The 26542-nt window shown below is 65.6% G+C and carries 33 protein-coding genes; 13 read left to right on the top strand and 20 right to left on the bottom strand.

Going from position 1 to position 26542, the window contains the following annotated elements:
• The first annotated feature begins 144 nt into the window (after window positions 1-144).
• The gene (locus VJV41_RS15510) at window positions 145-693 is read left to right on the top strand and encodes an Imm61 family immunity protein (protein ID WP_325335183.1); all 549 of its coding nucleotides are present in this window, start codon (window positions 145-147) and stop codon (window positions 691-693) included.
• A gap of 287 nt (window positions 694-980) precedes the next feature.
• Complete coding sequence (locus tag VJV41_RS29050; RefSeq protein WP_422656555.1) at window positions 981-1880, top strand: LppU/SCO3897 family protein; 900 nt, start codon at window positions 981-983, stop codon at window positions 1878-1880.
• A 27-nt stretch (window positions 1881-1907) separates the two neighbouring features.
• On the opposite strand, the gene VJV41_RS15505 is transcribed toward VJV41_RS29050, so the two are convergent.
• Complete coding sequence (locus VJV41_RS15505) at window positions 1908-2774, bottom strand: LLM class F420-dependent oxidoreductase (RefSeq protein WP_325335181.1); 867 nt, start codon at window positions 2772-2774, stop codon at window positions 1908-1910.
• Between the two features lie 59 nt (window positions 2775-2833).
• On the opposite strand from VJV41_RS15505, the gene VJV41_RS15500 reads away from it, so the two are divergent.
• Window positions 2834-3088 (top strand): maleylpyruvate isomerase N-terminal domain-containing protein, encoded by a 255-nt coding sequence (locus VJV41_RS15500; protein ID WP_325335179.1) that lies wholly within the window; start codon window positions 2834-2836, stop codon window positions 3086-3088.
• A gap of 40 nt (window positions 3089-3128) precedes the next feature.
• Window positions 3129-3407: a TIGR03086 family metal-binding protein gene (locus VJV41_RS15495; RefSeq protein WP_325335177.1), complete on the top strand. Its 279-nt coding sequence runs from the start codon at window positions 3129-3131 to the stop codon at window positions 3405-3407.
• A gap of 13 nt (window positions 3408-3420) precedes the next feature.
• On the opposite strand, the gene VJV41_RS15490 is transcribed toward VJV41_RS15495, so the two are convergent.
• Entirely contained in the window at window positions 3421-5058 is a 1638-nt protein-coding gene (locus VJV41_RS15490; protein WP_325335175.1) for a SulP family inorganic anion transporter, read from the bottom strand.
• Window positions 5055-5432: a metalloregulator ArsR/SmtB family transcription factor gene (locus tag VJV41_RS15485; protein WP_325335195.1), complete on the bottom strand. Its 378-nt coding sequence runs from the start codon at window positions 5430-5432 to the stop codon at window positions 5055-5057. Before VJV41_RS15485 ends, VJV41_RS15490 begins: the two co-directional genes overlap by 4 nt.
• 93 nt (window positions 5433-5525) lie before the next feature.
• Here VJV41_RS15485 and VJV41_RS15480 point away from each other — a divergent pair, with 93 nt between their 5' ends.
• Window positions 5526-6530, top strand: coding sequence for a PHP domain-containing protein (locus VJV41_RS15480; RefSeq protein ID WP_325335173.1), 1005 nt, complete (start codon window positions 5526-5528; stop codon window positions 6528-6530).
• Here VJV41_RS15480 and dinB read toward each other — a convergent pair.
• Window positions 6527-7777 (bottom strand): DNA polymerase IV, encoded by a 1251-nt coding sequence (dinB, locus tag VJV41_RS15475; protein ID WP_325335171.1) that lies wholly within the window; start codon window positions 7775-7777, stop codon window positions 6527-6529. The two genes, VJV41_RS15480 and dinB, sit on opposite strands and share 4 nt — an antisense overlap.
• Window positions 7778-7801: 24 nt before the next feature.
• The gene (locus tag VJV41_RS15470) at window positions 7802-8449 is read right to left on the bottom strand and encodes a TetR/AcrR family transcriptional regulator (RefSeq protein ID WP_325335169.1); all 648 of its coding nucleotides are present in this window, start codon (window positions 8447-8449) and stop codon (window positions 7802-7804) included.
• Between the two features lie 76 nt (window positions 8450-8525).
• Between VJV41_RS15470 and VJV41_RS15465 the strand changes: the two genes are divergently transcribed.
• Complete coding sequence (locus tag VJV41_RS15465) at window positions 8526-10001, top strand: NAD(P)/FAD-dependent oxidoreductase (RefSeq protein WP_325335167.1); 1476 nt, start codon at window positions 8526-8528, stop codon at window positions 9999-10001.
• 73 nt (window positions 10002-10074) lie between these two features.
• Here VJV41_RS15465 and rraA read toward each other — a convergent pair whose 3' ends face one another.
• The 8 genes from rraA to VJV41_RS15425 form a co-directional block, all read right to left on the bottom strand.
• Entirely contained in the window at window positions 10075-10554 is a 480-nt protein-coding gene (gene rraA / locus VJV41_RS15460; protein ID WP_325335165.1) for a ribonuclease E activity regulator RraA, read from the bottom strand.
• Between the two features lie 9 nt (window positions 10555-10563).
• Window positions 10564-11319, bottom strand: coding sequence for a MerR family transcriptional regulator (locus VJV41_RS15455; RefSeq protein ID WP_325335163.1), 756 nt, complete (start codon window positions 11317-11319; stop codon window positions 10564-10566).
• Between the two features lie 47 nt (window positions 11320-11366).
• Complete coding sequence (locus VJV41_RS15450) at window positions 11367-11861, bottom strand: hypothetical protein (protein WP_325335161.1); 495 nt, start codon at window positions 11859-11861, stop codon at window positions 11367-11369.
• Window positions 11862-11931: 70 nt separating this feature from the next.
• Window positions 11932-12876 carry a CopD family protein gene (locus VJV41_RS15445; RefSeq protein ID WP_325335159.1) on the bottom strand — a complete coding sequence of 315 codons (945 nt, stop codon included), beginning with the start codon at window positions 12874-12876 and terminating at the stop codon, window positions 11932-11934.
• Complete coding sequence (locus tag VJV41_RS15440) at window positions 12852-13358, bottom strand: copper resistance CopC family protein (protein ID WP_325335157.1); 507 nt, start codon at window positions 13356-13358, stop codon at window positions 12852-12854. Before VJV41_RS15440 ends, VJV41_RS15445 begins: the two co-directional genes overlap by 25 nt.
• Entirely contained in the window at window positions 13355-14011 is a 657-nt protein-coding gene (locus VJV41_RS15435; RefSeq protein ID WP_325335155.1) for a YcnI family protein, read from the bottom strand. The genes VJV41_RS15440 and VJV41_RS15435 overlap by 4 nt, the downstream gene beginning before the upstream one ends.
• Window positions 14012-14046: 35 nt before the next feature.
• Window positions 14047-14577 carry a hypothetical protein gene (locus VJV41_RS15430; RefSeq protein WP_325335154.1) on the bottom strand — a complete coding sequence of 177 codons (531 nt, stop codon included), beginning with the start codon at window positions 14575-14577 and terminating at the stop codon, window positions 14047-14049.
• Between the two features lie 7 nt (window positions 14578-14584).
• Window positions 14585-15241: a DUF6474 family protein gene (locus tag VJV41_RS15425; protein ID WP_325335193.1), complete on the bottom strand. Its 657-nt coding sequence runs from the start codon at window positions 15239-15241 to the stop codon at window positions 14585-14587.
• A gap of 207 nt (window positions 15242-15448) precedes the next feature.
• Here VJV41_RS15425 and VJV41_RS15420 point away from each other — a divergent pair, with 207 nt between their 5' ends.
• From VJV41_RS15420 to VJV41_RS15410, 3 genes are all read left to right on the top strand, one after another.
• Window positions 15449-16537, top strand: coding sequence for a hypothetical protein (locus VJV41_RS15420; RefSeq protein ID WP_325335152.1), 1089 nt, complete (start codon window positions 15449-15451; stop codon window positions 16535-16537).
• A gap of 63 nt (window positions 16538-16600) precedes the next feature.
• Window positions 16601-17092: a DUF955 domain-containing protein gene (locus VJV41_RS15415; protein WP_325335150.1), complete on the top strand. Its 492-nt coding sequence runs from the start codon at window positions 16601-16603 to the stop codon at window positions 17090-17092.
• Complete coding sequence (locus tag VJV41_RS15410; RefSeq protein ID WP_325335148.1) at window positions 17089-18237, top strand: hypothetical protein; 1149 nt, start codon at window positions 17089-17091, stop codon at window positions 18235-18237. Before VJV41_RS15415 ends, VJV41_RS15410 begins: the two co-directional genes overlap by 4 nt.
• An 86-nt stretch (window positions 18238-18323) precedes the next feature.
• On the opposite strand, the gene VJV41_RS15405 is transcribed toward VJV41_RS15410, so the two are convergent.
• The 4 genes from VJV41_RS15405 to VJV41_RS15390 form a co-directional block, all read right to left on the bottom strand.
• On the bottom strand, window positions 18324-18722 hold the full coding sequence (locus VJV41_RS15405) for a helix-turn-helix transcriptional regulator (protein ID WP_325335146.1): 399 nt from the start codon (window positions 18720-18722) through the stop codon (window positions 18324-18326).
• 443 nt (window positions 18723-19165) lie between these two features.
• Window positions 19166-19867 carry a TMEM165/GDT1 family protein gene (locus VJV41_RS15400; protein WP_325335144.1) on the bottom strand — a complete coding sequence of 234 codons (702 nt, stop codon included), beginning with the start codon at window positions 19865-19867 and terminating at the stop codon, window positions 19166-19168.
• Window positions 19868-20123: 256 nt separating this feature from the next.
• Complete coding sequence (locus VJV41_RS15395) at window positions 20124-20657, bottom strand: peptidase (protein WP_325335142.1); 534 nt, start codon at window positions 20655-20657, stop codon at window positions 20124-20126.
• 141 nt (window positions 20658-20798) lie between these two features.
• Entirely contained in the window at window positions 20799-21131 is a 333-nt protein-coding gene (locus tag VJV41_RS15390; RefSeq protein WP_414684965.1) for a S26 family signal peptidase, read from the bottom strand.
• 22 nt (window positions 21132-21153) lie between these two features.
• Here VJV41_RS15390 and sodN point away from each other — a divergent pair, with 22 nt between their 5' ends.
• Window positions 21154-21576 carry a superoxide dismutase, Ni gene (gene sodN, locus VJV41_RS15385; RefSeq protein ID WP_325335140.1) on the top strand — a complete coding sequence of 141 codons (423 nt, stop codon included), beginning with the start codon at window positions 21154-21156 and terminating at the stop codon, window positions 21574-21576.
• A 111-nt stretch (window positions 21577-21687) separates the two neighbouring features.
• Here sodN and VJV41_RS15380 read toward each other — a convergent pair whose 3' ends face one another.
• The gene (locus VJV41_RS15380; protein ID WP_325335197.1) at window positions 21688-21849 is read right to left on the bottom strand and encodes a hypothetical protein; all 162 of its coding nucleotides are present in this window, start codon (window positions 21847-21849) and stop codon (window positions 21688-21690) included.
• Between the two features lie 429 nt (window positions 21850-22278).
• Here VJV41_RS15380 and VJV41_RS15375 point away from each other — a divergent pair, with 429 nt between their 5' ends.
• Genes VJV41_RS15375 through VJV41_RS15365 form a run of 3 tightly spaced genes read left to right on the top strand, consistent with a single transcriptional unit; the run spans window position 22279 to window position 24545 of the window.
• A complete protein-coding gene (locus tag VJV41_RS15375; protein ID WP_325335138.1) occupies window positions 22279-22620 on the top strand; it encodes a rhodanese-like domain-containing protein in 342 nt (113 codons plus the stop codon).
• Window positions 22621-22669: 49 nt separating this feature from the next.
• Entirely contained in the window at window positions 22670-23719 is a 1050-nt protein-coding gene (locus tag VJV41_RS15370; RefSeq protein ID WP_325335136.1) for a DUF4328 domain-containing protein, read from the top strand.
• Window positions 23720-23723: 4 nt separating this feature from the next.
• Entirely contained in the window at window positions 23724-24545 is an 822-nt protein-coding gene (locus VJV41_RS15365; RefSeq protein WP_325335134.1) for a glycerophosphodiester phosphodiesterase, read from the top strand.
• Here the strand turns inward: VJV41_RS15365 and VJV41_RS15360 are convergent.
• Both VJV41_RS15360 and VJV41_RS15355 read right to left on the bottom strand, forming a co-directional pair.
• Complete coding sequence (locus VJV41_RS15360) at window positions 24542-25732, bottom strand: LCP family protein (protein WP_325335132.1); 1191 nt, start codon at window positions 25730-25732, stop codon at window positions 24542-24544. The genes VJV41_RS15365 and VJV41_RS15360 overlap by 4 nt on opposite strands.
• 31 nt (window positions 25733-25763) lie before the next feature.
• Window positions 25764-26531 (bottom strand): CPBP family intramembrane glutamic endopeptidase, encoded by a 768-nt coding sequence (locus tag VJV41_RS15355; protein ID WP_325335130.1) that lies wholly within the window; start codon window positions 26529-26531, stop codon window positions 25764-25766.
• Window positions 26532-26542: the final 11 nt, after the last annotated feature.

The raw sequence follows: 26542 nt of genomic DNA, 5'->3' as shown, positions 1-26542 counted from the left end.
TGTCCTTCCCGATGGCTGGACGATCGAAGTCTCCGCAGTTGCACCGGCGTTCGCGCGTGATGGCGGTGCCGTCCAGGTCCTTGTCTTCGACGAAAACGGGGTGGAAGTCAACGTCAGTCGACTCCAGAAAGTAGGGCTTTTGCGATGACTGCGGCGCCGACATTTTCCGCGGATTTGCTTCAATGGGCGCGCCGCGCCGGATATGCGCTCACCCCCTCAGACAGTTCAGGTGCGGCGATCCTATGGTCAGATCCCGGAGGTGAAACGCGGTATTACACGCGACAAGGAGATGATGGATGGTTGATGCTGACGAGAGCCAGTCGTGGCGGTGGGGAACAATTCACGTTGCGTGCTTCATCTATGGATGTTCTTGAACGCTATCTGTTCGGCGTTTTCGGCGACGTCATACGCGACGATGAAGGACTGCCTATCCTGCGGAGCCCATGGGCTGAATCTGATGTGGCCGTTGGCTACAACCTCAGCCCTATCTCCGAGGACGGGTTCATGACACTAAGTACGGCGGATTCCACCGCGCTCGCAGTAGCGCAAGGGAAGACAACGGGTCTGCTTGAGCTTGTCCCGCTGTCGCAATACCTCCGACTGAATATCTCAGAATTAAAAGATTCATTTCTCAGCGAGGACGGAGCTCCGCTGATGTCGGGTGACTCCTATACACGAACCAGTAACCAATGATCCGTGTGTCCATCGGGTGCGGTGATGCGGTATCTCCAACGTCGGTATGTAGCTAGGCAAAGTCGTGACCCTCGAGGCCATCGTCCAAGTCAACGCCGACCGGAATTCGTTCTACTCTCGTGGCGACATCGGCGGAGTTCGCGGAAGTGTCATCGGCACGCGCACGACGAGCTACTTATGCAACCGCCTCGACGCAGTCGCGGTATCCCGCCTAGCACCGTCATGGCGAATATCAACGGCTGTGCGGAATCGACGAAACCGAGTAGCTATGAGGAAAGAAGTCAGTGATGCCGACAGAAGTACCCGCCACCACCCTTGCCGCTTCGTTTCATTTCGCCGAGGTCATCGGAGCACTGTCCATCCCCGTCATTGGAATGGTGTTGCTTGGCGTCGGCCTGATTACGCGATCACGCTCTGCGAAGCCTCCGCAACCGCCTATGGGTCCCGGGCCATATCCGCCGCCTTCCGGCTGGAGCCAACCGTATTCCCCAATGCCGCAAGGCTTTCCACCGCCGCCGGGGCCAACCGGCTACCCGCCACCACCTGTTCCGCCGGGGTATCCGACGCCATGGCCCCCGCCATCCCCAGTTCCGCCGCAGCAGAAAAAGCCCGGAACCGGAATGATCATCGCCGGCGCAATCATCGTTGGGCTGTCAGTCTTCGGTGCGGTCGCCAGGGTCGCTGAGAGCTCGAGCAGTAGCCATACGCCGAGTTGGCTTCCGACCAGTCCCACCTTCACCCTTCCCTCGATCACGCTGCCCACTACTGCCGCGGGTCCAATGTTGAAGATCGGCGACTGCGTGACGAACGCTCAATTCGCTTCGCGTATACCGAATATGGCAACCAGCGACTGTGCCGACCCTAGAGCGGATCTTGAATTGGCGTCCGTGGGACCGCCCGACTCCGTATGTCCGGACGGCCATATCGGCCGCGAAAGCACCTATACCGCCCTCGCCTCCAAGTCCCTAACGCTCTGCTTCTTGCTCAACCAGTTCGAAGGTCGCTGTTATGGCCCCGACCAGGTCGGCATCATCACGCTGACAGACTGTGCGGATCATCGCGCCACCCTCAGGATTGTGAAACGAGTCGACGGCAGCACCGACAGTTCTTTGTGCCCGCCGAACAGCGAGTCGTTCCCCTTCGTCAAACCTGCAAGGCTGTACTGCGGTGAGACACTGCCTCGATAGCCGTGACCGTACTGAGCAAGCCGCTAACTAGAGCAAGCCCGAATCCCTGATCGCCTCGGCCAGCGGTTCCAGCACCGCCGGCGTGTGCGGCGTCGGCAGGTAGACGATCGCCAAGTCCAAGCCTTCCTTGCCCAGCGCGGCCGCCTCCTCGATCACATGCCCGTAATCGATCGGGCTATCGGGATTGTGGTGGTCGGGACTCAGCCGAACGTGCGCGGACAGCATGATCTCCTTCGGATCGCGCCCGATGTCCGCGCAGTGCGATGCGAGGACATCGCGTTTGCGCGCGAACTCCTCCGGCGCTCCACCCACGAAGTTCCAATGCTGCGCATACTTCGCAGTGATCCGCAGCGTGCGCTTCTCGCCGCTTCCGCCAATGCAGATGGGTGGAAGCGGCCGCTGCGGCCCCTTCGGCTCGTTGCGTGCATCCTTCAGCCGATAGAACTTGCCGTCGAACGTCGTGGTGTCCTTGCTCAACAGACTGGTCAGCACTTCGCAGGCTTCCTCGAACCTGTCGAAGCGCTCTTTGATGCTGCCGAGCTCGATCCCATACGCCCCGGACTCCTCCTCGTTCCAGCCCGCGCCGATTCCCAGCTCGAGCCGGCCGTCGGAGATGATGTCGAGCGCAGCGGCCATATTCGCGAGCACCGCTGGATGGCGATAGTGGATACCCGTGACCAGCGTGCCCAGCCGCAGCCGCTTGGTGGCCTGCGCCAGCGCCGTCAGCGTCGTCCAGCCCTCCAGGCATGGACCGCTGGAGTCAGAGAAGATCGGGTAGAAGTGGTCGAAGGTCCAACCGGATTCGAAGACGTCGATGTCGTCGGCGGCCTGCCAGACGGCAAGCATGTCGGCCCAAGTGGTGTTCTGCGGTGATGTCTTGAAGGCGAATCTCACAATTCGAAAAGTAGTCCTCGAGGCCGATTAATTCCTGCCCCGGGAAAGTCGGTACACACATGATCAACTTCAGCCCCTCCTGCCAGCGCACCGCCCGCGTGCTCGCCAACATCACCGACGACCACCTCACCGCGTCGACGCCATGCGCGGACTTCTCCGTCGGCGACGTACTGCACCATGTCGGCGGCCTCACCCTGGCGTTCGCCGCCGCCGCTCGAAAGGACCGCGGGCCGCTGACCGGCGCGCCTCCGAGTGTCGATGCTGCCCAGCTGGATCCCGATTGGCGGACGAACCTACCCGACGCGGCTGACTGAACTCGCCCAGGCCTGGACCGATCCAAGTGCGTGGCAAGGAATGACCCGGATCGCCGCGATGGAGATGCCAGGCGAAGCCGTCGCAATGGTCGGCCTCACCGAAGTCGTCATCCACGGCTGGGACCTGGCGCGTGCGACCGGGCAGACCTACGACGTGGACCCCGGCGTTACCGAGGCGGTACTCGCCAACATCGCACAGTTCGCGGCGCAGGGTTCCGTCGAGGGACTGTTCGGCGCCGCCGTGCCCGTCGCCGACGATGCGCCGGTGCTGGACCGCATCATTGCGCTCAGCGGCCGCGACCCGCGATGGGGGGCGTGACGGCTCAATGCGGCTAGTGGGCCACGTGGGTGCGGGCGTGACCGACTGCGTCGTCAAGCGTGTCGAGCAAGTGATTCTCGTGCCGGAGGGAATCGATGACGCCGACGTTGTTCAGCAGATTCATATGCTCTGGGCGGACGCCCTTGATGATCACCGTGATGCCGCGAGCCTCCAGCTCTGTGGAAATCTGCGCCAGCGTATGAGCCCCGGTCGCGTCCAGCATGCCCAATTGGGACATCCGGATGATCACCACCGACGTGCGCGGGTGGTCGGCGTCGACGATGGCGCTCGAGATCCGCTCTGCCGCACCGAAAAACATGGCGCCATCTAGTCGCAATAGCGCGATCTGATCGTCGCCCGCCCGATATGGACCAGGGAGGTCCTCACGCGTCACGCTGCTGCGGCGTGCCACCGTTCGTAGTGCGAAAAACGCTGCGACGACGATACCGATCTCGACGGCTTCGACGAGGTCGAAGCACACCGTGACGGCGGCTGTCAGCACGAAGGTCAGTGCATCAGACCGAGTGGAGCGCAGGATCTTTCGAATCGTGGATGCCGAAATCATCCGAAACGATGTCACCATGAGCACTCCGGCCAACGCGGACAACGGAATTGCCGAGACCGGTCCGGTCGCCAGGTACACCACCGCCAGTAGCACCAGCGAGTGCACGATCGCAGAAACGCGTGTACGCGCGCCGGAGCGGACGTTGACCGCCGTGCGCGCGATGGCGCCCGTCGCCGGCATCCCACCGAACGCTCCCGACGCGACAGAGGCCAGGCCCTGGCCGACCAGTTCGCGGTCGGGGTCGTACGGACCCGTCGGCGCCATCGTGGCGGCGACTCGTGCCGACAGCAGCGATTCGATTGCCGCAAGCGCCGCGATCGCCAGTGCAGCGCCGACCAGCGTGCGGAGCGCGCCGACGTCTGCATGCGGCAGTACCGGTGTCGGGAGGCGAGACGGAAGTTCGCCGATGGTCGCGACCGAAATGCCGAACGCCGTCACGCCCACAGTGGCCGCGACGACGGCAGTGAGCGATTCCGGAATTCCTCGGTGCAATCGGGGCAGAGTCAGCATCAGCACCGCGATAAAGACCACCACGCCAAGGGTTTTGGCGGCCGTCGACCAGTCGGCGTGGCCGATGACATGCCATGCCGCCGGCAAGGTCCGTGCGCCGGCAGGCACCTCTCGAGCGAATGCAGCGGGCACCTGTTGCAGGAAGATGATCGTCGCGATGCCGAGCGTGAACCCCTCAATGACCGGCCACGGGATGAACGTGACCGCGCGGCCCAGACCGGTGACACCTGCGGCCAGAACCATCAAGCCGGCCAGGACCGTCACCATCGCGATGCTGCCGAGGCCGTGCTGGGTTACGACAGGCGCGAGCACGACGGCCATCGCGCCGGTGGGCCCCGACACCTGCACGTGCGATCCACCGAAGACCGCGGCCACCAGGCCGGCGACAACGGCGGTGATCAGTCCTGCCGCCGCACCGACACCCGAACTGATGCCGAAGGCCAACGCGAGCGGGAGTGCGACCACGCCGACGGTGACGCCGGCCAGGATGTCGCGCCGCCACGACCGCGACAGGTCGGCGTAGTCGCGGCGGTTGGGAAGCAGGCGCACCAGGGTGCCGGCGGCAGTCGCGATCACTGGCGGTTCTCCAGTGGGGGCAGCGACTTGAGCGCCTCGAGTTGATCACGTTGGGCACCGAGCGTGTCGGCGAGGAAGGTCCGCGCGATGACCAGCAGTTCAGAGATCTTCGGGTGGGCCAACTCGTAGATCACCGCGTTCCCGACGCGCTGAGCACTGACCACGTGATGGCGTTTGAGAACCGCCAGATGCTGCGAAAGCAGCGTGGGCTCGATCTCGGTTTCGCTCAGGATCTCGCTGACCGACGTGGGTCGGCCATTGGCCGACAGGATTTCGAGCACGCGGATGCGCGCGGGGTGGGCCAGCGCCTTGAAAAGGTTGGCCTTGATTTCGTAGAGCGGCTGCTCGGGAGAGCCGGATAAACGATGGGGCACGTAATCAACGCCTGATGGATTGATGGATTGAACGAATTCGCAATCCAGGGTAGGGGACGAGGTGTTCCATGGCAAATTGGGCACACTGGAGGCATGGATCCGGTCATCGCCCTGCGCCAGATCGCCTACTACAAGGACCGCGCGCGTGAAGATTCTCGGCGCGTGATGGCCTACCGAAACGCTGCCGACATCGTCGAGGAACTGACCGAGGCCGAGCGCGAACGCCATGGTGCCGCCAACAGCTGGCAGACGCTGACTGGCATCGGACCAAAGACCGCCAAAGTCATCGCCCAAGCCTGGGCCGGCCGGGAGCCCGACGCTCTCGTCGAATTACGGGAAGCGGCAAAGGATCTCGGCGGAGGTGATATCCGCGCGGCCCTCAGGGGCGACCTCCACGTCCACTCGAACTGGTCGGACGGATCCGCTCCTATCGAGGAAATGATGCTTGCCGCAAGGCAACTCGGGCACGAGTACTGTGCACTGACCGATCACTCACCGCGGCTCACGATCGCCAACGGTCTGTCAACTGATCGGCTGCGCAAACAGCTCGACGTCATCGAGAAGCTACGTGAAACCGTTGCGCCGATGCGCATCCTCACGGGCATCGAGGTCGACATCCTCGAAGACGGTTCGCTTGACCAGGAACCCGAGCTACTAGATCGCCTCGACGTCGTCGTCGCCAGCGTGCATTCGAAACTGTCGATGGACGCCGAGGCGATGACCCGACGGATGATCAAGGCCGTCACCAACCCGCACACCGATGTGCTTGGCCACTGCACCGGCCGACTCGTCAGCGGCAACCGCGGCATCCGCCCCGAATCGAAGTTCGACGCCGAAAAGGTGTTCACCGCCTGCCGCGACAACGGCACTGCGGTCGAGATCAATTCACGGCCCGAGCGCCGCGATCCGCCCACCCGACTGCTCAACCTCGCGCTCGAAATCGGCTGCGTGTTCTCGATCGACACCGACTCCCACGCGCCCGGCCAGCTCGAGTTTTTGGGCTACGGCGCTCAGCGCGCACTTGACGCGGAAGTGCCCGTCGACCGGATCGTCAACACCTGGCCTGCAGACAAACTGCTGGAGTGGACCTCCGCCTAGTCCGGTAGGTGCGGCATCTCCATGCCAGGATCACGGCCGAGCAGCACACCTCGGGTCAACGCGGTGTTGCCATAACGCCGACGCACCCGGTCCACCGCGTCGTCTATTGCGACCGTGTCGGCATGTCCCCTACTGACGTGTGGGCCCAACTCGAACGGCAGCTCCAGCTGCTGTGCTCCCTCGCGGTCGATGTTCGACACCGCGAAGCCGACCAGCGTCAGGCCCCGTTCGGCGATCAACGGAGCGGCCGCCGCTACCAAGCCGCGCGCGGTGCCCAGGATTGCATCGGTCGACGCAGTCGCGCGCGGCATGGTGTGTGACCGGGTGGCCCTGCCGAAGTCGTCAAAACGCAGTCGTAGCACCACAGTTCGGCCAGTGCGACCGGCCTTGCGCATGCGCCGGGTGATCCGGTCGATCAGGTTGACGACGACCGCGTCCACCTCTGCTGCCGACATGGTGTTGCCCCTGCGCCCCAGAGCACGCTGTGCGCCGACCGACCGGCGTCGCGCTCCGGTTACGACTCGGCGCCGATCGATATTGCGGGACAACGTAAATAGCTGACGGCCCATTGCTCCGCCGACCATGGCAGCAAGGGTCGATTCGGAGAGTTCGGCGACATCGGCGACCGTCTCGATGCCATGGGCGTGCAACTTTTCTGCCGTCTTGACTCCGACGCCCCACAGCCGCCGCACCGGCAGCGGATGCAGGAACGCGAGCTCACGGTCGGGCGGCACGAGCAATAGACCGTCGGGCTTGGCTTCCTGGCTGGCGACCTTGGCCAGGAATTTGGTGCGGGCGATTCCGACGGTGATGGGCAGGCCGACGCGGTCGCGGACCTGCGCCCGCAGCCGCGCGGCGATCTCGACGGGTGTGCCCGAGACCCGCCACAGTCCCGACACGTCGAGGAACGCCTCATCCACGCTCAATGGTTCGACGACAGGCGTCGTGTCGCGGAAGACCTCGAATACCGCATCGCTCGCCTGCGAATACGCCGACATTCGGGGCGGCACGACGATCGCGCGCGGGCACAGCTGCCGCGCTTGGCGGCCACCCATCGCGGTGCGGACGCCGTACGCCTTCGCCTCGTAGCTCGCGGCGAGCACGACGCCGCCGCCCACGATCACCGGCCGTCCGCGCAACCACGGATCGTCGCGCTGCTCGACCGATGCGTAGAACGAATCGAGGTCAGCGTGCAGGATGGTCGCCGCCGACCGCCGAGCCGTCGATCCAACCCGAGACACGAACATATGTTCGCATCAGGGTCCGACGGATCAGCGTGACTGGCCGTAGATGCTGGCGACCCAGATGTGGGCCAGTGTGTCGACAATTCGTTCGGTGGCCACCGCCGGTTGTTCGTCCGCGAACGCCGCCAGCATGGCCCGCTCGTTCATCAAGTTGAGCGAGATCGACAGGTCTTCGGCCGGGATTGTGATCGGGGCGGCGCCTCGACTTCGTTCGGCCTCGATCGATGCGGTGGTGCAGTCGATCCACTTCTGCATGAAGCGCGACCACATCGCTTGCATCTCCGCGTTGGTCGGGCGAGCAGCGGCGCCGGCGAGGGTCACCGCGCGATGGGCGCCGAACGTGCCGAACAGTGCATTGATCGCTCGCCATACCCCGGCCGGGTCGACCGCTTCGCTGGCTGACTCGCCGAGCTCGGCGTCGGCCATCTCGTCCGCCTCGGTGATGACCCGGTCGAGGAGCGTCAACAGCACCGCGTCCTTGGATGGGAAGTAGAAGTAGAACGTCGGGCGCGAGATGCCGGCGCCTTTGGCCAGGTCGTCGACGGAGATCTCGCCCAGTCCGCGATCCTCGAGGAGCCGCTCGGCCGTCTCCAGAATGGCCAGCTCACGGTCGTCGCCGGACGGGCGCGCGGCGCGACGGCCACGGGCGGGTCGGGCTTGGCCGGCGAGGGTCACCACAAAGACTTTACAGTATGTCGAAATTATCAACAGACCGTTGACTCGCTCGACACAGTGTTGATAGCTTTACATCATGACTGAATTTGTCGACGTCGTCATCGTCGGAGCCGGTATCTCCGGCATCAGCGCTGCCTGGCACCTCCAGGACCGCTGCCCTAACAAGAGCTATGTGGTCCTGGAACGCCGCGAGAACCTCGGCGGCACGTGGGACCTGTTCAAGTACCCCGGCATCCGCTCCGACTCCGACATGTTCACGCTGGGCTTCCGGTTCAAGCCGTGGACGTCGGAGAAGGCCATCGCCGACGGGCCGTCGATCATGGCGTATCTGAAGGAGACCGTTGCCGAATACGGCATCGACAAGCACATCCGCTATGGCCAGAAGGTGGTCGGCGCCGACTGGTCGGATGCCGAGAACTGCTGGACGGTACGCGTCGAACGTGGTGGTGAGGAAGTCGAGATCAAGGCCTCGTTCCTGTTCGCCTGCAGCGGCTATTACAACTACGACGAGGGCTACTCACCGGAGTTCGCCGGGACGGACGACTTCGAGGGCACGATCATTCACCCGCAGCACTGGCCTGAGGAGCTGGACTACGCGGGCAAGAAGATCGTGGTCATCGGCAGTGGCGCCACCGCGGTGACTTTGATTCCTGCCCTTGCCGATTCGGGCGCCGGGCATGTCACCATGTTGCAGCGCTCGCCGACCTACATCGGTGCGCTGCCCGACGTCGACCCATTCACCGTGCGGACCAACAAGACGCTGCCCACCAAGCCCGCTTACGTACTGAACCGGTGGAAGAGCATCCTGTTCCAGTCCGCGCAGTACCAGATCAGCAGGCGTTTCCCGAACTTCATGCGCAAGACGCTGATGACCATGGCCCAGCGGCGCCTGCCCGAGGGCTACGACGTCGAGAAGCACTTCGGTCCCAGCTACAACCCGTGGGATCAGCGACTGTGCCTGGCGCCCAACGGTGATCTGTTCAAGACGATCCGCGCGGGTAAGGCCGACGTCGTCACCGACACGATCGAGCGGTTCACCAAGACTGGTATCAAGCTGAGCTCAGGCGAGGAGCTTCAAGCCGACATCATCGTCACCGCAACCGGTTTGAACCTGCAGCTGTTCGGCGGTGCCGAGGTCATGCGCAACGGCGTGCCGATCGAGCTCAACGACACCATGGCCTACAAGGGCATGATGTTGACGCACATGCCCAACATGGCATTCACCATTGGCTACACCAACGCATCGTGGACACTGAAGGCCGATCTGGTGTCGGAGTTCGTCTGCCGGGTGCTGAACTACATGGACGCCAAGGGCTTTGACACGGTCGAGCCGCAACATCCGGGTAACTCCGTCGACGAGCGCCCGCTGATGGACTTCACTCCCGGCTACGTGCTGCGTGCGCTGGACTACCTGCCCAAGTCGGGACATGTCGCCCCGTGGCGGCTCAAGCAGAACTATCTGCTCGACCTACGCCTGATCCGCCGCGGCAGGGTTGATGATGAGGCGCTGGCCTTCACCAAGCACCGTGCCACGGAGCCGGTTTCGGCCTAGTCCCCTTTCCCGGCGAACAGACGCAAAACTGCCCAATTCGTGTCGAAATGAGGCAGTTTTGCGTCTGCTCGCGCTAAGGGGCGACCACGACGATGCCGTCGTCGTCGCTGTACGCGATCTCGCCGGGCGCGAACACCACTCCGCCGAACTCCACCGCGACATCGCGGTGGCCGTCGCCGGTCTTGGTGCTCTTGCGGGGATTGGTGCCCAACGCCTTGATGCCGATGTCGAGGGTGCGAAGCGTCGCCGCGTCGCGCACCGCGCCGTTGATGATCAGCCCAGTCCAGCCGTTGTCGACGCCCAGGCCGGCGATGAGGTCGCCGACCAATGCTGTGTGTAGCGACCCGTCGCCGTCGATCACCAGAACGCCGCCGTTGCCCGCTTCCGACAGCACCGATTTGAGCAGCGCGTTGTCCTGAAAGCACTTCACGGTGGTGATGGGTCCCGCGAACTGCGACCGGCCGCCGTACTGGCCGAATTGCAGGTCGCAGCTGCGGACGTCGGGGCCGATCTCGTCGACCAGGTCGGCGGTGGGTCGGGGCGCTACGGTCACCGGTTGATGCTAGCGACCGGATTTCTCGACGATGATGTCGCGGACGAATTGGGCCAAACCTGGCTCCGCGTCGTCGTAGTAGCGGGTGAATCGCTCGTCGGCGACATACATCTCGGCCAGGCAACGGTGCATCTCGTCGCCGCAGTCATAGAACCGCTCGATCGACGCACGGTGCTGCGCCGCGAGTTGGTTCGCCTCTGCAGACCCCGGCACGACCCCGGTGCGTTTCCCATCAGCCAGCGCAGCCAGCAGCGCGTCGCCGTCGGCCTTGATGTTGATCCAGTCTTGCTTGGTGAACCGCGAAACCCGTTGCTGCGATTGCTTCCACGCGTCGGTTTCGCCCCAGCGCTGTTCGGCTTCGGCGGCGTACTCCCCGCTGAAGGCTGAGGTGCCGAAGATCTCGACCTGTTCCTCTGCGGTCAGCTGGATGCCGTCGCGGTGTGCGTTCATCAGTTCCTCCACTGCCTTGATCGTGTGCGCTAACCGCTCGGCCTGCTCCAGCAGCAACTCGTATTGCCGCCGCAGGTGTTCGATAACATCCGCGCTCTCGTCGTCGAGCAGCGTGCGGATCTCGTCGAGCGGCAGCCCGACGGAGCGGTACACCAGCACGAGGTGCAGCCGCTCGATGTCGGCGTCGGTGTAGCCGCGGTACCCCGCCGGGGTGCGGACGCTGGGCACCACAAGGCCGATGTGGTCGTAGTGGTGCAACGTGCGCACCGAGACACCGGTGAGGGCGGCTACCGCGCCGACGGTTTTCGCGTCCATGCCGCCACTATTGACCCTGACGCCGCGTCAGGGTCAAGTCGATTCGATCAGTCGTCGGAGTGCCGGCGCGCCAACAGCACGACCAGGATCGCCAACACGCCCGCGGCGATGGCCGCGACAATCGGTAGCCGCGATGGTTCAGGGCCGATGAGCGGGACAGGCGCGGGGCCCGCGACGGGGTTACTCGCGCTGGCAACCGTCGACTTCGCCTGCGCCGCTGCCTCTTTCGCGGCAGTTGCGAGATCGCCGTTCGTGTCGGCCAACCGTTGAGCGGGTAGCGCCGTCTTCGGAGGCGCCTTCTTGACCGCGGCCTTTTTCGCCGCCTTCTTGGCGGGCGCCTTCTTAGCGGCCTTTGCCGGTGCTTTCTTAGCGGCCTTTGCCGGCGCCTTCTTCGCAGCTTTAGCCGGCGCCTTCTTGGCCGGCGGAGTGGGTGGTTCGGCGGCAGGCGGGACGGGATCCGGTCCAGGCGTCGACGGCGCTTGCTCAGCGGCCAGGGACACCTCTTCCGGTTTCTCGTCGGGTCGGTCCTGCTGGTCTGCCATCTGGCTGCTCCTTTGCGCCTGTGTAGTCCTACCCGGCAGTGGTTCCCATCATGCCAGGTTGAATATGGCGCTAACCCGTCACGGCCAGTGCCGCGGCCAGCGTCAGCGCGACGGCCATGATGGCCAGTTCGGTCAGCGCCCGCGATCGTGACACGACGGCGGTCGTGCGGTGCGAGCGGGCAGCAGGGACCCACATCGTGCGATTCCGCCACGCCATCACGACGAGCACCGCCATGACCGCGACCTTCGCCGACATCAGCCTGCCGTACCCGGTGCTGATCAGCTGCGCCGGTGAGCCCAGCGCCACCACCGCACCCGCGACGCCCCCCGCGAGTAGTACCACCACACACCCCAGCGACAGCTGCGAGAACCGCGGCAGCACACGGGCCCACTGGCCGCGGTGCTCGACGGTGAGCACCAGCGCCGCCAATGTGCCGCACCACATCGCGGCGGCCAGCGTATGCGCGACGATCGCCGCACCCCCGATGACGCTCTCAGCGAGGTGTCCGGTGAGCGGACGCGCCGTCACTCCCAGGGCTGCGACGCCGGCCACGGCCAGATTCGCCGACGCCGTCCGCGGCACCGCTGCGGCCGCCAGAACAACCACAAGCGCGGCAGCCGCGCTGAACACCACCGATCCGCCCGCAGCGGTGTGCAATGCGAAGTCCGTCGCCGTGTGCAGGCCGAGCCGGAAGACCGGGACCGCCGCGGCCTCGGCGGCCTCGAGCATGACCCGGGCCAGCTCGGCCAGCAGCCAGACGGCGCCGGCGACGGTAAGCGGGACGGTGGCGCGGCGGATCAGCTCGCCGCGGTACCGATCGATGTCCAGCATCGGCACGGCCGTCAGGCCGAGCGTGATCACCGCGGCGCAGTCTGCAGCAGCCCGCGCCAGCGTCGCGGCCAGTGCGCTCTGCGCCGACGCCAGCGACCACGCGGCCACCGATGCGGCAACGACGACCAGCACACCGCCGGCCACCGCCCGTTGACGCGTCACTTCTGCCGTCGCACCGCCCATAGCGCGCCGCCGGCAACGATCAGTCCAGCGGCCGCGAAGAACGGCCACACCGGAACTCCGTCGCCCGACGGTGCCGCCGAGCTCGCCGGCGGGCCCGGGGTTCCGGTGCCCGAAACGGCAAGCCGGAACGCCCAGGACCCGGACACGACATGCCCGTCCGCCGATGTCACTCGGTAGTTCACGGTGTAGGTGCCGGACGGTCCGAGTGGCCGCACGCCGACGCTGATGACGGCGCCGTCGACCTTCGGCTCGCCCGTCGACCAGAGGTTTCCATCCGGACCGACGACCGTCATCGCCGCGAACTGCGGCTGCAGCGCCTCGCTGAACATCGCGCTGACCTGCGCCGGAGAATTGGTCAGTTCGGAGTTCTCGACAGGGTCGGTTGCGACGCGCGTCGCATGCGCCGACGCCACCCCCGCCCCACCGACCGCTGCGATGGCGAGCCCGATGATCAGCATCACCGATGCGACGAGGCGATTCATGATCGCCGTCGTACCACCAGCGCCGTCACGACCGCAACGGCCGACAGCGCCAGCGCTCCGCCCGCGAGCCACCGCGCCGAGTTGTCGGGTGCCGCCGTCTGGGCCATCGGCATCGGGTGGTCGTCACCTGATGCCGCCGTGCCCGTCAGCGCAACCTCGGGCACGGGGTACTCGGGTTCGGCTCCGCCGGGTGGCGTCGGCTGATCCCACTTCACGACCGTGCCGTCGGCATACGTCTGGGTCGTCGGGAAGCTGACGGTGTCGTTGTCAGGCAGCTTCACCGAGATTCGAAACAGCCCAAACTGGTCACGCCCGATACCGGCTCCCGGTACGGCCGTCCATGTCACCGATCGGACGATGCCCGCCGCGGCATCACGATCCAGCGTCGCGGTCCAACCCGGCATGACCTCGGTGCTCGCCGATGCGACGTTGGGCAGAGCGACGTTCAGTTGCGTTGTCAGGGCACCTTTTTCGGATTCGTTCGGAACCTTGAAGGTAAGCACCGAGTAGGAGCCCGGTGAGGGGTTGTCCGCGTCGACGCGGACGTGCGCCCACGCCGGCGCGGCGCCCGACAGCAAGGCAATGGACAGTGCCGCTCCGGTGGCGGCAACAGTGGTCAGGGCGCGCGCGGGCACCCCAGAAATGAATGGCATTCGATTGTGGCTTTCTGTGTCGTGGGGAATGTCGGTCAGTGGGCGAGACTGACCGGCGGACCCCGATGCGACACAGAAGCGGCGAGTAGAAGCGCCGAACGCAGCGGCTGGTCGGCGCCACGCATCGCGACGACGGTTGGCGCGGCCGGCGGTACGCAAATGCTTCGCACGGCGGCCTGGACCGCTCGCGACACCGCACGGCACAGCCGGTCGCCTGCCGCGATCAGAACCGCACCTGCCGCGATCGCAGTCAGGTGCGCGGCCAGCATCACCGCAGCAGGAGGCGCGGCAGATGGGGTGTGGGCGTGGCCGGCGGCATCGAGCATGACGTGCCCGAGTAGCTGACCGGCGGCCAGAAGACACAGCAGCACACGGGCGTCGGCGGCGCGCGCGATGGTCGCGGCGAGCGCGCCGATGGCCGCCGCGAGCACCACGAGTTGTGCGCTGGCCGCGCCCGTTGGCACTGCGCCGCCACCGATGCCGTGTGCGGCGACAGCAAGAGCGGCGGTCAGTAGTCCCGCGGCCGAACCACGCAGGCGCGCTGCGGGATTGGGGACACGGGACATGTGCGGGTCAGACCAGGCCCAGCCGGGCCATCAGGTCGGCGTCGATACCGTCGAGCTGCTCGGCGATCGCGGCGTGTGCGGCACGGCGACGCGAGACGGGCATGTTCTCGGCCGCGGTCACCGCCGCCGACAAGTCGCTGAGCCGTTCAGTCATCGCGGCCACGAACTGCTTGGTCTCGCCGTCCTTGGGCTTCTTCTCGGCGACCAGACGCAAGGAATGCTCGGCACCGGCGATCCGGGCCGACAGCCCAGCACCATGTCCGGAGAACTGACCGATCTGACTGAGCGGGACACCGAGCCGGTCGGCGCGGCGTTCGTCGACGAATCCGCGCGCGGCGATGGCGGCGCGGTAGGCGAGGGGCACGACGACCGGGGCGAGCAGCCGGGTCACAGTGAGGACGCGGCGGATTCGGGTGGGGGAGAACAGCTTGCCTTCGCGGGCCGCTTTCAAATGGGTCTCAGCAACCTTGAGCGCCGCCCTGTCGCTATCGCGTTGCGCCTTCAGTTGGGCCTTGAGCGCATTGGTCTCCGCCCTGTGCGCGACCTTGATGCGGCGGGCTTCATTCTTCGCGGCGAGCTTGGCCTCCAGCTTCGCCTTGGCTTTGATCGCGCGGGCTTCGGCCCTACGGGTGGCGCGGGTTTTGCGTCGCTTGAACGGGCTCATCCCCGGCGGCCTCCCGGTCATGTGATTGACGTTGACGTCAGTTCGGTCGATGGTGCAGCCCAACACTATCGTCCGAAGTGGTTTCCGCGAGGAGCGCGTCCGGCCGCAGTTGGTTTGAATCGACAGCAAACGGTTCATCAGGGTTGTGCGACAATCGTTTGATCATCTCGATGACCAATCTGCGATGCCGTGGAGGGTGGTGACGACGTGGGTTCGCGTGTGCGCATCGCCACGGCGGCCTGCCTCGTCGCCTCTGGGCTGTTCGCTGCCGGTGCGGGCGCCACGATCGCCTTTGCCGAGCCCGGTCATCACCACGGCGATTCTGGCGACAACGATAAGAACGACTCCGGCGGCACCCCCATTCGGGGGGGCCTCGGGCACGATCACGACGGTTCAGGTCCGGAGCCGAACGACGAAGGCACTCGGCCAGGGGTGAACGGAACCACACCCGGCGTAGGTCCGCTGCCGGGCGGGACGGGTAACGAGCACTCGGGCAACGTCGGCACCGGGAAGACTCCCGCCGAGCACAAGCCGGGCGACAACAAGCCCGACGTACGCAATCAAGATGATCAAGATGGGGACGGGTCGGGCGACGGAGATACGACGCCGACTACACATCCCAGCTCGACTTCCACGGCAGTGACGCCGCCCCCGGAGGAGCCGGGCTGCGATGGGGACAAGAACGACGATCACTGCAACCCGGGCTTGCCCGGCTGGCCGTGGTGGCCATGGGAGCGGCTGGGCCAGCCGCCGGGACCCGGCGGCGGTGGGGGAGGCGGCGGAGGGGCCGTCGAGGTGCCATCGGGTCGACCGCAGAGGCCGCCACAGATGCAGTTGCCGTCCGAGCTGGCGCCGCCCGCATCCGAACCCGCCGAGCCCGGCGTCATCAGCCCGGTACCCGGCGTAGGCATCTCGGCCGAGCTTCCGCTTGCCCCGCTCACACTGCCGGTGATCGTGGCGCCGTCCGTGGGGATGGGCGGTGGCGGTGCCGGGTCCGGCGGACCGAACGCGCCCACGTTGCCGGGAACACCCCGCGGCATCACGGCCGAGCCGCCGGCCGGGCGGGAGCCGCTGCCGGCCATGGCGGGCAGCAACATCGAGGTGCCGGCGTCGTCGTATCGCATCGGATACGGCGAGTATTTGCGCACTGCCGGGTTGTCGCAGGTTGCGGCCTTGGCGGTGCCGGGCGTTACGGGCATTTTGGTACTCACCGGCGCCGGCGGGTTAGTAGGGTACCGGCAGGCCAAGGCGGGCCACGCCGTACGCACTGGCGGTACTGCGCGGTTTATCAACTGACAAACTGCCAGCCCTCTCGGGGGGTGGACAGCACATAGTGGACTCGTCGAAGAGGGGGTTTGTATGCCTGCTAGCCGTCGCGTCACCCGAGCCGTAGGTGAGGTGCTTGATCTTGCCCCGCGACGCGGGGAAGTGTCCTTGCCTCGCCTCGTCGATGCCGTCAGCGAGGATCGCGATCGTCCCATCGAACTCAAGATGGCCGATCTGCCTCCTGGCGTCTGCGGGCAGTGGCGCCAATACACCGATCGCGATGTGTTCCTGATCCAGAAGGGGCTGCCCGCGTGGGACCGAACTCTGGCCCACGAACTCGGCCATCTGGTTCTCGGCCACGAGGGCATTCCGGTAGTCCAAGCGGCCCGCGAGAACACCGAAGTGGCCACCTCTGACCTGATCGGCTACATGCTCAACCAGCGCACCGGATGCATGGGTCCCGCTGGCGAGGATGCCGAGCAGGAGGCCGAAGACTTCGCGGCGCTGCTCATCTACCGGCTTGGACGACTGCCATCCGATCGTTCTTCGATCGTCCAGGTCCGGCTCGGAGAGGCATTTGGTTGATCGTCTGGGTGATCGCCGGTCTGCTCGGATTGGCTACCGGACTTCGAATCGGCTGGGCTCTGGTCAACAAGCAATCTCTGGTGAGTACCGCGATGATCATCGCGCTGGGCAGCCTCGGGTTTGTCGCAGCGCTCAACTGGCAGCCGCTCACCCTGCTGATCGACGGCCTGCTGCGCTGGCCGAACATTGCGATGGGGCTGAGTCAGGTAGCCCTGATCGCCTGTGCAGCAGGCAGCTGCGTGATGATCACAACCGTCTCTTCGGTCCGTAAACCCAGCACAATTCGCAAGATCGCGATCGCGCAGTACAGCGTTGCCGGCGTGATCGCCGCGGTGAGCTTGGCGACCTTCTTCGCTGCAGGCCAGCAACAGGAGATGTCTCCCGAGGAGTACCTCAAGCGGAATCTGAGCTCCAGCGGCACGTCGTTGCCGTGGTTGCTTCCGCTGCTGTACGTGCTGCTGGCGCTGACCCTGGTGGCGTGGGCGGGAATGCGCTATTCGAACCGAAGCCGTCGTGGCCGTGCGTTGTTCGTATTCACCCTCGGCATCGTGCTGATCGTGCTGGCGTCGGCCTTCTTCTTCCTGCGCGCCGTTGGCACGACTGGCCTTGTAGGCGTCGGCGCAGCGGCCACACTGCTCGGTTGCGCGATGCTGATTGTCGCCGCCGGGTCGCTGCTGCCCAGCATCGAAGACTGGTTCGGCGCTCGACGCGAACTGCGCATCATCCAGCCGCTGCTTACCGAACTCGGCCGCAGACATCCGGACATCGGCATCGGGGTGCGCCCTCGTGGGCCTTTGGTGTTCCGGGTCGCCGAACGGATGTCGCTGATTTCCGACGCGCTGTTCTTGGAAGCCACTGCCGACAGCGCACGCAAGCGTCCTGTGGACGCGACTGGAGCCCTGCGCTCACGTGAACTCGACGAGGTCGACGACGTGTCCGAAATGGAGTCGCCCGCGGTGCTGCCGCGAGAGCAGGCACGGGCGATCGCGCAGTGGATATACGACGGACGCGAGGGCGCCCCGACGGACACCCCCGCGAAGTTTCCCGGTCTGAGCTGGCTGCGACAGCCGTCGTCGTTCTCAGATCGCGAATGGATCCTCGAGATCGCACAGCAGTATCGCGAGCTGGCGATCAAAGGTTCGTAGCCGAGCCTAGGCAGCAGTTGTCGTCGTCCCCAACCAAAGGCGGGGACGACGACTTCGCCGGACGCCGCGTTGCGGCGAGCGACGGGCTAATCGTCCAGGTGCTCCCTGCGACGCAGTTCATCAACCTTCTGGACGATGTCCTGCTGCGCCTCCGGGGACAGCCCGACGGTGCGTGCCGCAATACGGCGAACACCCTCATCGCGCATATTCGCAAGCCACGTCAGTTCCTTGTCGAGCTTCTCGTAGTACTCGTCGTCGGTGAAGTAGGCCGGCTTGATACGGAAGAAGTTGGCAAGGGCGGCCATGGTGGTGGCCGACGGGTTGGTTCGGTTGCCCGAGCGGAGTTGGGACAAGTACGGAGCCGACATCGTGACGCCTTCAGCCTTGAGGGCGGCGATCACTTCAGCCGACGTATGAGGGCCGCGACCAGGAGGGTAAACCGTGTCGAACAGCCGGTTTAGGCGGGCGGCGAACGTGTTGCTCATCTATTTGACCTCCACATGATGGTCGAGCGGGTTTATAGGCGGCGTATTTGCTGATCATCGTAGCGAGACTTGTGCCCACAACCAAGTGCAAACCGCGGAAAAGTTAACCCGCCTTTTCGTTTCAGTGTGCCGCTACAGGTCTAAACGGCGTTGTCGGTGGGCTCCGGCACCGTCATACTACGGTGCGCTGAAGCAAATAATAACGCCTGGGTGCCCGTGACTTTCCTATGTGTTTGTCAGCAATCGTCACAGGAATCGCGATGTTCACCACCGGCAACGGAGATCACGCGCCAACAGGCGAAATCGCGCGTTTGCTAGTCACGGGGTCGAAACAGGTCGTAGGAGCCCCCCGGCGGGGTTCCATAGCACGTGGTGAGGTTAGCGCAGCGACTGGGTAAGCCAGGTCAGTCGTTCGACCGACAGTAGCCAGCTAGTGGTCTGGATCACTCCGACGACGGTTCGAGCGGTGCCAGCTCCTGCAGATGCCCGGTGCGCCTGGCGATCAGCCGTACGGCGACGGCGATAGCGCTCATGGCAGCGACCGACCCGGTGACCGCTACGGCGACCCACTTCAAGCCGAACGCGCTGTCGAAGAGCAACCACAATCCGAATAGCAGAAACAGCACACTGGCCAAGTAGTGAAGGAAGCGCTCAGGCAACCGTTTGTGCATCACCGCACCCACTGCGATAGCCACGCCGTCGGCCAGCACCATGCCCACAGTGGCTCCGATCCACACCCCGGCCCAGTCGTGGTCGCTGGCCAGGGCGACGGTGGCAAGCATCGTCTTGTCGCCAAGTTCAGCCAGGACGAACGAGGAGATGACAGCCAGCAGCACGTGCCGAGGCTCGGCGACGGGCCGAGCCGCATCGTCGCCGCCTTTGTGGCCGTCGCGCCATGTCCACACCGCGAACAGCAAGAAGGCAATCGCGGCGGCGAATGCGATAGGCCGCTCCGGCAGTGTCAGGCCGACGAAGTGGCCGATGGTCACCGAGAGGCCGTGCACCATGAACGAGGCGATACCGACCCCGGAGAGCACCACCCACCAGCGATGGCGGAGCGCGTAGGTCATCGTCATCAACTGGGACTTGTCGCCCAACTCGGCGACAAAGACCACGGAGAGACTGACCAGAGCTGCGGTGAGCATGGAAACGACCTTTCGACGCGTCGCCGACGGGCCAGAAGCTCACGGTCCGTCAGGCTTCGGTCGAAGGTCTCGCCCACCGCGTTGCGGTTCGCCGGCCGGGCTGTACGCCAGTATGTCGACACGACGATTGGGGGCTACTCCCCTTCGCTGACGTCATCGACGATAGCGGCCGTTGAATGCGCGCGCCACTCGGCCAAGCAAGTTCGGGTGCCCGAATCGAGCGTTCCCGAGGTCGAATCAAATGCTTCGAAAAGCCTTATGCCGCAAGCAGCATGGCCAAGATCGCAGTGTCGGGGTGGCTGATGGGGTCGACGCCGACCCGGCTCACCATCGAGGTCACTGTGCCGTCGGATTCAGCCTCCACCCATGCGGCCCGATGTTCCAGGCCCAGGTGCGGCAGGCCTGGCAGCAGCACACAGCCCGATGCAGCGCCCATGCATTCCGGCAGTGACGGCATGGTTTCCGACGGCGGATGCAACATCAACAAGGCGGGCGGCTGGTGATCGGCGAAATAGCCTGGCGGAACCGCAGATTCACCGACTACGGTGCCCTCGGCGACCACCAGCCCGACGGTGCCGGGTTCCGGCTCGTCTGGCAATTCTTCCCGCGCACCGAAAATAGTTGTGGTGGCGAGCAATCCAGGCAACGACGCAACGCGCACGGCGACCATCAACAGCTGCGCCCATTCTTTCGTCGAATTGGGCCACCGGCCGGATACCACGAAACCCTTGAGTGATCCACGTGAATGAAACGGGGCGATCTCAATCGCCCGACCGGACCCCATCTCCATTTCGCCTCCGCGCCATCGGTGTTCGGATTCGTTCCCCCCGACACGCCTGTGGGTCGATTCGCTCAGGATGCGGTAGATGAGGCCTGGCACGCAAGACGACACGAGTGCTAACAGCGAGTTAACGTAGAAGGCCGGGCGGGATTACTGCCCTCGCACGGTCCAGACCACATGGTAGGAGCCGGCCGCAGGCACCCAGCCAAACTGCCGGGAGTCGACGACACCGGGCGCTTGGGGGTTGTCCGAGCGGGCCTCGAATTGCGTGCCGCGACCGGCGCCGCGCACGTCGCCGACGCGCTTGACGAGCCACCTCGAAGGCAGTGTCGGGTCAGGGAACACACGCAACTGACCGCGCCGGGGGGTGCCGCCGCGCAGCGCGAGCAGGCCATCACCGGGGCGCAGCGCCGGACGCATCGAGTCCTCGACGACGGCGAACCGGCGGAGCGGCCAGCCTCGTAGAGGATGGTTGCGGCGCATGCCCAAAGGGTAAGTTAGGGCCATGCTGCATCGACTCTTCGCGAACGCCACCCCTGCCCATGCTCACTGCGACTTGTACTGCGGCGTCTATGACCCCGCTCAGGCCAAGATCGAAGCGCTGTCTTGCCTGAAGACTCTTCAGAAGTACCACGACTCCGACGACGAACATTTCAAGACTCGCGCGATCATCATCAAGGAGCAGCGCGCCGAGGAGGTCAAGCATCACCTGATGGTGCTGTGGGCGGACTTCTTCGCCAAGGACCACTTCGAGCAGTTCCCGAATCTGCACCAGTTGTTCTGGGACGGGGTGCACGGTGCGGGCGATGTCAAGAAGTCGCTCGACGTCGCCGTCGCCGAGAAGCTGCTCAAGACGATCGACGAGATCGCCGACATCTTCTGGCAGACCGACAAGGCCAAGCAGATGGGCGTCTACCCACCTGCCTGAGAACGCCGCCTGAACTCATAACCGTGAAACGGGGTCGCCCAATGTGGCGGCCCCGTTTTGTCGTCTCGATAGGGCGCGTCTGGCGCACTCACCCGGCAGCGTGCAGGGGATTCAGAACAAGACGATCAGCGCGAGGATGCCCAGCAGGATGAGCGCTATAACGCCGGCCCGCATACAAGCCATGAGCTGTCCGCGCGTATAGGCATGCGCGGAGGCGTGCCATTCAGAAGGCGGCAAAGCAGAACCCGGGCCCATCGGATGCGACGCCATCATCAAACGCTCCTGACCTGCAAGATCGATGCCCTACCCCAGTGAGATCCATCACAACGTCTCGTGTGACGGTGATCATAGCCCTTCCTGTGGCCGCGTGAAAATCGGTGCAGGCATGTGCGCGCCGAGCCGAGAACGAATCAGCAAATGCACCGCGCATGTCGGCGCGGGGCTGAAAAGTTAGTCCATCAAGCCATTTCGCTCAGCCAGACCTGCCCTGTTGATCAGCTGGCCGATACGACGCCAGGTTATGCACAGTAAATTTCAGCGACCACACAGATTCAGCGGCTCACGCGGGGTTTCCGCCGATGGCGGCCTGTGGATGAATCTGTGGAAACTGTGGATAGCGCTGCATTGCTGACGGAGCACAGACCGGGCCCTCGCGACCTGCATGCCGGTGTGTTGCCAGTGCCGCCGTGTCAGCATGGGGAGGTGGACGAACTAGAGGTCGTGCAGGCACAGATCGGCGATGTTCCGTCGGCGTTCGACGAATCGGTCGTGCTGCTCGACGTGCGTGAGGACGACGAGTGGCAGCGTGGCCATGCACCGGGCGCGCGGCATATCCCGATGGGCCAGATTCCCTCGCGCCTCGCCGAACTCGACCCGAACGCCATGTTGTTCGTGGTGTGCCAGGTCGGTGGGCGATCGCAACGGGTCGCGCAGTACCTGGCACACAACGGCTATACGCCGCTCAACGTCGTCGGCGGGATGCAAGCCTGGGCGGGCGCGGGGCGTCCGGTGATCACGGATAACGGCGACGCCGGCGTCGTCTGAAGAACCGTCGCTAGGCTGGTCGGATGATCGCGCGCACGCGAGGAGCGAAATGATCCAGGTGTGTTCCGCGTGCCGAACGCGGTGGAACGTGCGGGATCGGCGCCGGGTGTGGTGCCCGCGCTGCAACGGCACACTGCTGCCGCCGTCGGGTCCCGATGCCGGTTCGGAGTGGAGCGCCCGTCCGTCGGCGCCCGCGCTGACCCCGAGTACGCAGAGAACTCCGTCGCGGCTGCCCCCGGGCTACCGCTGGATCGCGGTGCGACCGGGAATGGCTCCGCCGCCGCGCATGCGCCGCCGGCCCCTGGGCCCCACCCCGCGCTATGGCGTGATCCCTCGTTGGGGGTTGAGCGACCACTTCGACACCACCGAACAACCTCAGGCGGCTCCGCGCAATGGGCCGTCGCCGGCGATGGTGCGGGGGACGTTGATCGCGACGATCATGGTGCTCGGCATCGCGGCGCTGGTGCATGTGGTGCGTTACGCGTTGCTCATCGTGAATCGAAGCGTGCTGCTGAACCCGTGGGTGGCCGGTGTGGCCACGTGGCTCGGCGTTGCGGTCAGCGTGCTCGCGGTCTTCACGGTCGTGGCCAGTGCCGTGGTGTTGACGAACTGGCTGATCGCACGACGGGCCGCGGCATTCGCACGCCACGGGCTCGCCGAGCACCGTCCTACTTGGGCCCTGCGCTTGGGATGTCTATTGCCGTTGTCGAACCTGCTGTGGGCACCCGTCTTCGTGATCGAGCTGGCCGGTGTCGAGGGACGCTTGGAATGGCTGCGCCGCTCGATCGTGGTGTGGTGGCTGGTCTGGGTGGCCAGCACGGCGGTGTCAGGGTGGTCGATCGCCACGAGCTTCGCTACCGATTCGCAGGGCATCGCCGACAACACCGTGACGACGATCGTGGCCTACCTGCTGGCGCTGGCTGCCGTGCTTCTGGTCATGAAGGTGTTCCTTGGCTTCGAGCGTCAGCCCGTCGAACGGGCGGCCAAGCGCTGGGTAATCGTCGCCGACGAGAAGGCCACGCCCGCCGAAAATCCACACGTCGCCGAACCGGAACCCGCCGCTGCGGTTGAGTCCGAAGGGCAGAACCCGGCAGCATAGCCGTATGAACTCGGGCGACGGCACGCTCGCCGGCCATCCGTTCGTGGTGGCTCACCGGGGCGCATCGGCCGAACGTCCGGAGCACACGCTGGCGGCGTATGAACTGGCGCTGACCCAGGGCGCCGACGGCGTCGAGTGCGATGTGCGACTGACCCGTGACGGGCACTTGGTGTGCGTACACGACCGCCGGGTCGATCGAACCTCGAGCGGCAGTGGCCTCGTCAGCGAGATGACCCTGGCGCAACTACGCGAATTGGATTTCGGCTCATGGCATCCCAGTTGGCGCGCCGACGGCAGTCAGGGGAACACCGGCCTGTTGACGCTCGATGATCTCGTCGCCTTGGTCCTGGACTGGAGTCGGCCGGTCAAGATCTTCATCGAGACCAAGCATCCCGTCCGATACGGGGCGCTTGTGGAAAGCAAGGTGCTGGCTCTGTTGCACCGGTACGGCATTGCGTCGCCGGCGTCGGCTGACCTGTCGCGTGCGGTGGTGATGTCCTTCTCGGCGGCCGCGGTGTGGCGGATCCGGCGTGCGGCGCCGATGTTGCCGACCGTGCTGCTCGGCGAGACGTCGCGCTATCTGGGCGGCAGTGCAGCCACCACGGTCGGCGCGACCGCCGTCGGGCCGTCGATCGCGACGCTGCGTGAGCACCCCGAGTTGGTCGACAGGGCCGCCGCCCAGGGACGGGCGTTATACTGCTGGACGGTCGATCACTACGAGGACGTCCGCTATTGCCGTGACGTCGGCGTCGCCTGGGTGGCGACGAACCACCCCGGCCGCACCAAGGACTGGTTGCAGAACGGGCTGAAAGGGGCGACTAGCTAGCGTTGCGCAGCGGCGTCGAGCACGTCCTGCGGCACCGGCGAGTCCGACGACAGCGCGCCGAACAACTGTCCTGCGGCATCGCTGTTCCAGACGACGACCGACCCTGAGTCGCTGCCCGTGAATTCGCCGATCGGAACGGTCGTCGTGGTGATGTTGCCCCGCAGTGCCCACGCCAGCCGGGTCAGATCCCAGATGTGGGCGCCCTGATCGACCGCCAGCGCGCCGGTGGCCGCGTGCGCCATCGGGTACCAGCGCAGCGGGTTGAGCAGCACGGCGGGGCCGGCGGCACGATGCAGCAGGGCTGACATGAAGTTCCGCTGATTGATCATCCGGTCGAGGTCGGCACGCGGGGTTGCGCGGGTCCGCACGTATCCGAGTGCGTTGCGGCCGTCGAGTTTCTGGCAGCCGGCCGGCAGATCGATTCCGGCGAGCGGATCGCTGATGGGCTCGGTGGGGCACATGGTCACTCCGCCGACTGCGTCGACCATGACGGCGAAGCCGTCGAATCCGATTTCCGCGTAGTGGTCGAGCCGGATCCCGGTGGCCTGTTCGACGGTCTGGGCCAACAGCGGTGCGCCGCCGAAGGAGAACGCGGCGTTGATCTTGTCCTCGCCGTACCCAGGGATCGAGACGTACGAGTCACGTGGCAGCGACACCATGGTCGTTGGCGTGCTCGACCCGATCGCCGGGACATGCACCAGCAGGATGGTGTCGGTGCGGCCGTTGCCGATGTCCCCGCCCGTGGCGAGTTCCTCTTGCTGCTCAGGCGTCAAGTTCTGACGGCTGTCTGAGCCGACAAGAAGCCATGTGGTGCCCTTGCCCTCCGCCGGGCGTTCCGGGTAGTCGGCCAGCGCCGGGATGCGACGCAGCGACGAGTCCATCCACAGGCCGCCGGCCACGACCGCGACGATGAACACCATGACGACCGCCAACAGGATGCGGCCCCAATGCCGTTTGCGGCGAGGCTTTTTCGCCTGTGGCGGGGTGGCCGGCGGTTGTTGCCGGGGCATCACCGGCGGTGGCCTCGGCGGTGGCGGGGGAGGCGGTGCGGGCCGCCGCGGGGGAGAAGGCGGGTTCGGCGGCCATGCGGGCGGCGGCCGGTAGTTCGGGTCGCGACGGATCACCTGCGACGGCTCCTGGCGTGCCCGGGGGTCGGGCCTCTGGGCACGCGGGCGGTGATCGTCCACAAATGAGAATCTACGTGGCCGAGGGCCGCGATTACGGCAGCCAACTCAGGTGCTCGGCCGCCAGTGCGTACCCGACGAACGCCACCGCGTCGATCAGCCCGTGCGCGATGATCAGCGGCCACAGCCTGCGGGTGCGCAGCCAGACGTAGGCGAAAACCAGTCCCATCGCGATGTTGCCCAGGCCCGCTCCGTAGCCCTGATACAGGTGGTACGCACCGCGCAGGATGCTTGACGCCAGCACCGCGGCCAACGGGTTGACGTTCAATTGGCGTAGCCGCGTGATCAGGAATGCGACGACGATCACTTCCTCAGCCCACCCGTTGGCGAACGCCACTGCGAGCAGCATAGGTATGCGCCACCACGTGTCGGTGAGTTCCGTGGGGACCACCGACACGCTCAACCCCAGCAGCCTCCCGGCCACATAGAGTCCAAGACCGGGCAGTCCGATCAGCGCCGCCAGACCGAGGCCGCCGAGCACGTCGGAGCGCCAGCGCAGCCGACCCAAGCCGATCTGGGCTGGGCCAAAGCCGCTGCGCCACAGCAGATATAAGCCAAGCGAACCCCACGCCAGAAGCTGAAACACCCCGGCAAGGTTCAGGCCCAGATCGATCAGGTCGATCGGCGAGCGCCGCGGGTTCAGCGCGATCTTCTGCCCGGCCAGGCCGAGAATGACCGCTTCGAGCAACTTCAGCAGGGCGGTGTAGGCCGACAGGCCGAACGTGACCGCGAGGACGACGTAAACCTCGATCCGCAGCCCACGCCGCTGCGCAACAGTCAGCTCGTCGGGCGCCACGGTCACCGGAGATACGG

Source organism: Mycobacterium sp., from assembly GCF_035274705.1.
Taxonomy (GTDB): domain Bacteria; phylum Actinomycetota; class Actinomycetes; order Mycobacteriales; family Mycobacteriaceae; genus Mycobacterium.
This window is presented reverse-complemented; position numbering and strand designations above follow the sequence as displayed.

Bases quoted from the DNA above. Each gene is read 5' to 3' on its own strand.
- VJV41_RS29050 (WP_422656555.1), top strand. From the start codon at position 981: ATGCCGACAGAAGTACCCGCCACCACCCTTGCCGCTTCGTTTCATTTC.
- dinB (WP_325335171.1), bottom strand. From the start codon at position 7,777: ATGTTCGTGTCTCGGGTTGGATCGACGGCTCGGCGGTCGGCGGCGACC.
- VJV41_RS15390 (WP_414684965.1), bottom strand. From the start codon at position 21,131: ATGCGCCGCAACCATCCTCTACGAGGCTGGCCGCTCCGCCGGTTCGCC.
- VJV41_RS15440 (WP_325335157.1), bottom strand. From the start codon at position 13,358: ATGAATCGCCTCGTCGCATCGGTGATGCTGATCATCGGGCTCGCCATC.
- VJV41_RS15510 (WP_325335183.1), top strand. From the start codon at position 145: ATGACTGCGGCGCCGACATTTTCCGCGGATTTGCTTCAATGGGCGCGC.
- VJV41_RS15370 (WP_325335136.1), top strand. From the start codon at position 22,670: ATGATCCAGGTGTGTTCCGCGTGCCGAACGCGGTGGAACGTGCGGGAT.
- VJV41_RS15465 (WP_325335167.1), top strand. From the start codon at position 8,526: ATGACTGAATTTGTCGACGTCGTCATCGTCGGAGCCGGTATCTCCGGC.
- VJV41_RS15500 (WP_325335179.1), top strand. From the start codon at position 2,834: ATGATCAACTTCAGCCCCTCCTGCCAGCGCACCGCCCGCGTGCTCGCC.
- VJV41_RS15495 (WP_325335177.1), top strand. From the start codon at position 3,129: ATGACCCGGATCGCCGCGATGGAGATGCCAGGCGAAGCCGTCGCAATG.
- VJV41_RS15430 (WP_325335154.1), bottom strand. From the start codon at position 14,577: ATGTCCCGTGTCCCCAATCCCGCAGCGCGCCTGCGTGGTTCGGCCGCG.
- VJV41_RS15415 (WP_325335150.1), top strand. From the start codon at position 16,601: ATGCCTGCTAGCCGTCGCGTCACCCGAGCCGTAGGTGAGGTGCTTGAT.
- VJV41_RS15380 (WP_325335197.1), bottom strand. From the start codon at position 21,849: ATGATGGCGTCGCATCCGATGGGCCCGGGTTCTGCTTTGCCGCCTTCT.
- VJV41_RS15450 (WP_325335161.1), bottom strand. From the start codon at position 11,861: ATGGCAGACCAGCAGGACCGACCCGACGAGAAACCGGAAGAGGTGTCC.
- VJV41_RS15445 (WP_325335159.1), bottom strand. From the start codon at position 12,876: ATGGGCGGTGCGACGGCAGAAGTGACGCGTCAACGGGCGGTGGCCGGC.
- VJV41_RS15365 (WP_325335134.1), top strand. From the start codon at position 23,724: ATGAACTCGGGCGACGGCACGCTCGCCGGCCATCCGTTCGTGGTGGCT.
- VJV41_RS15395 (WP_325335142.1), bottom strand. From the start codon at position 20,657: ATGGAGATGGGGTCCGGTCGGGCGATTGAGATCGCCCCGTTTCATTCA.
- VJV41_RS15425 (WP_325335193.1), bottom strand. From the start codon at position 15,241: ATGAGCCCGTTCAAGCGACGCAAAACCCGCGCCACCCGTAGGGCCGAA.
- VJV41_RS15455 (WP_325335163.1), bottom strand. From the start codon at position 11,319: ATGGACGCGAAAACCGTCGGCGCGGTAGCCGCCCTCACCGGTGTCTCG.
- VJV41_RS15400 (WP_325335144.1), bottom strand. From the start codon at position 19,867: ATGCTCACCGCAGCTCTGGTCAGTCTCTCCGTGGTCTTTGTCGCCGAG.
- sodN (WP_325335140.1), top strand. From the start codon at position 21,154: ATGCTGCATCGACTCTTCGCGAACGCCACCCCTGCCCATGCTCACTGC.
- VJV41_RS15405 (WP_325335146.1), bottom strand. From the start codon at position 18,722: ATGAGCAACACGTTCGCCGCCCGCCTAAACCGGCTGTTCGACACGGTT.
- VJV41_RS15435 (WP_325335155.1), bottom strand. From the start codon at position 14,011: ATGCCATTCATTTCTGGGGTGCCCGCGCGCGCCCTGACCACTGTTGCC.
- VJV41_RS15480 (WP_325335173.1), top strand. From the start codon at position 5,526: ATGGATCCGGTCATCGCCCTGCGCCAGATCGCCTACTACAAGGACCGC.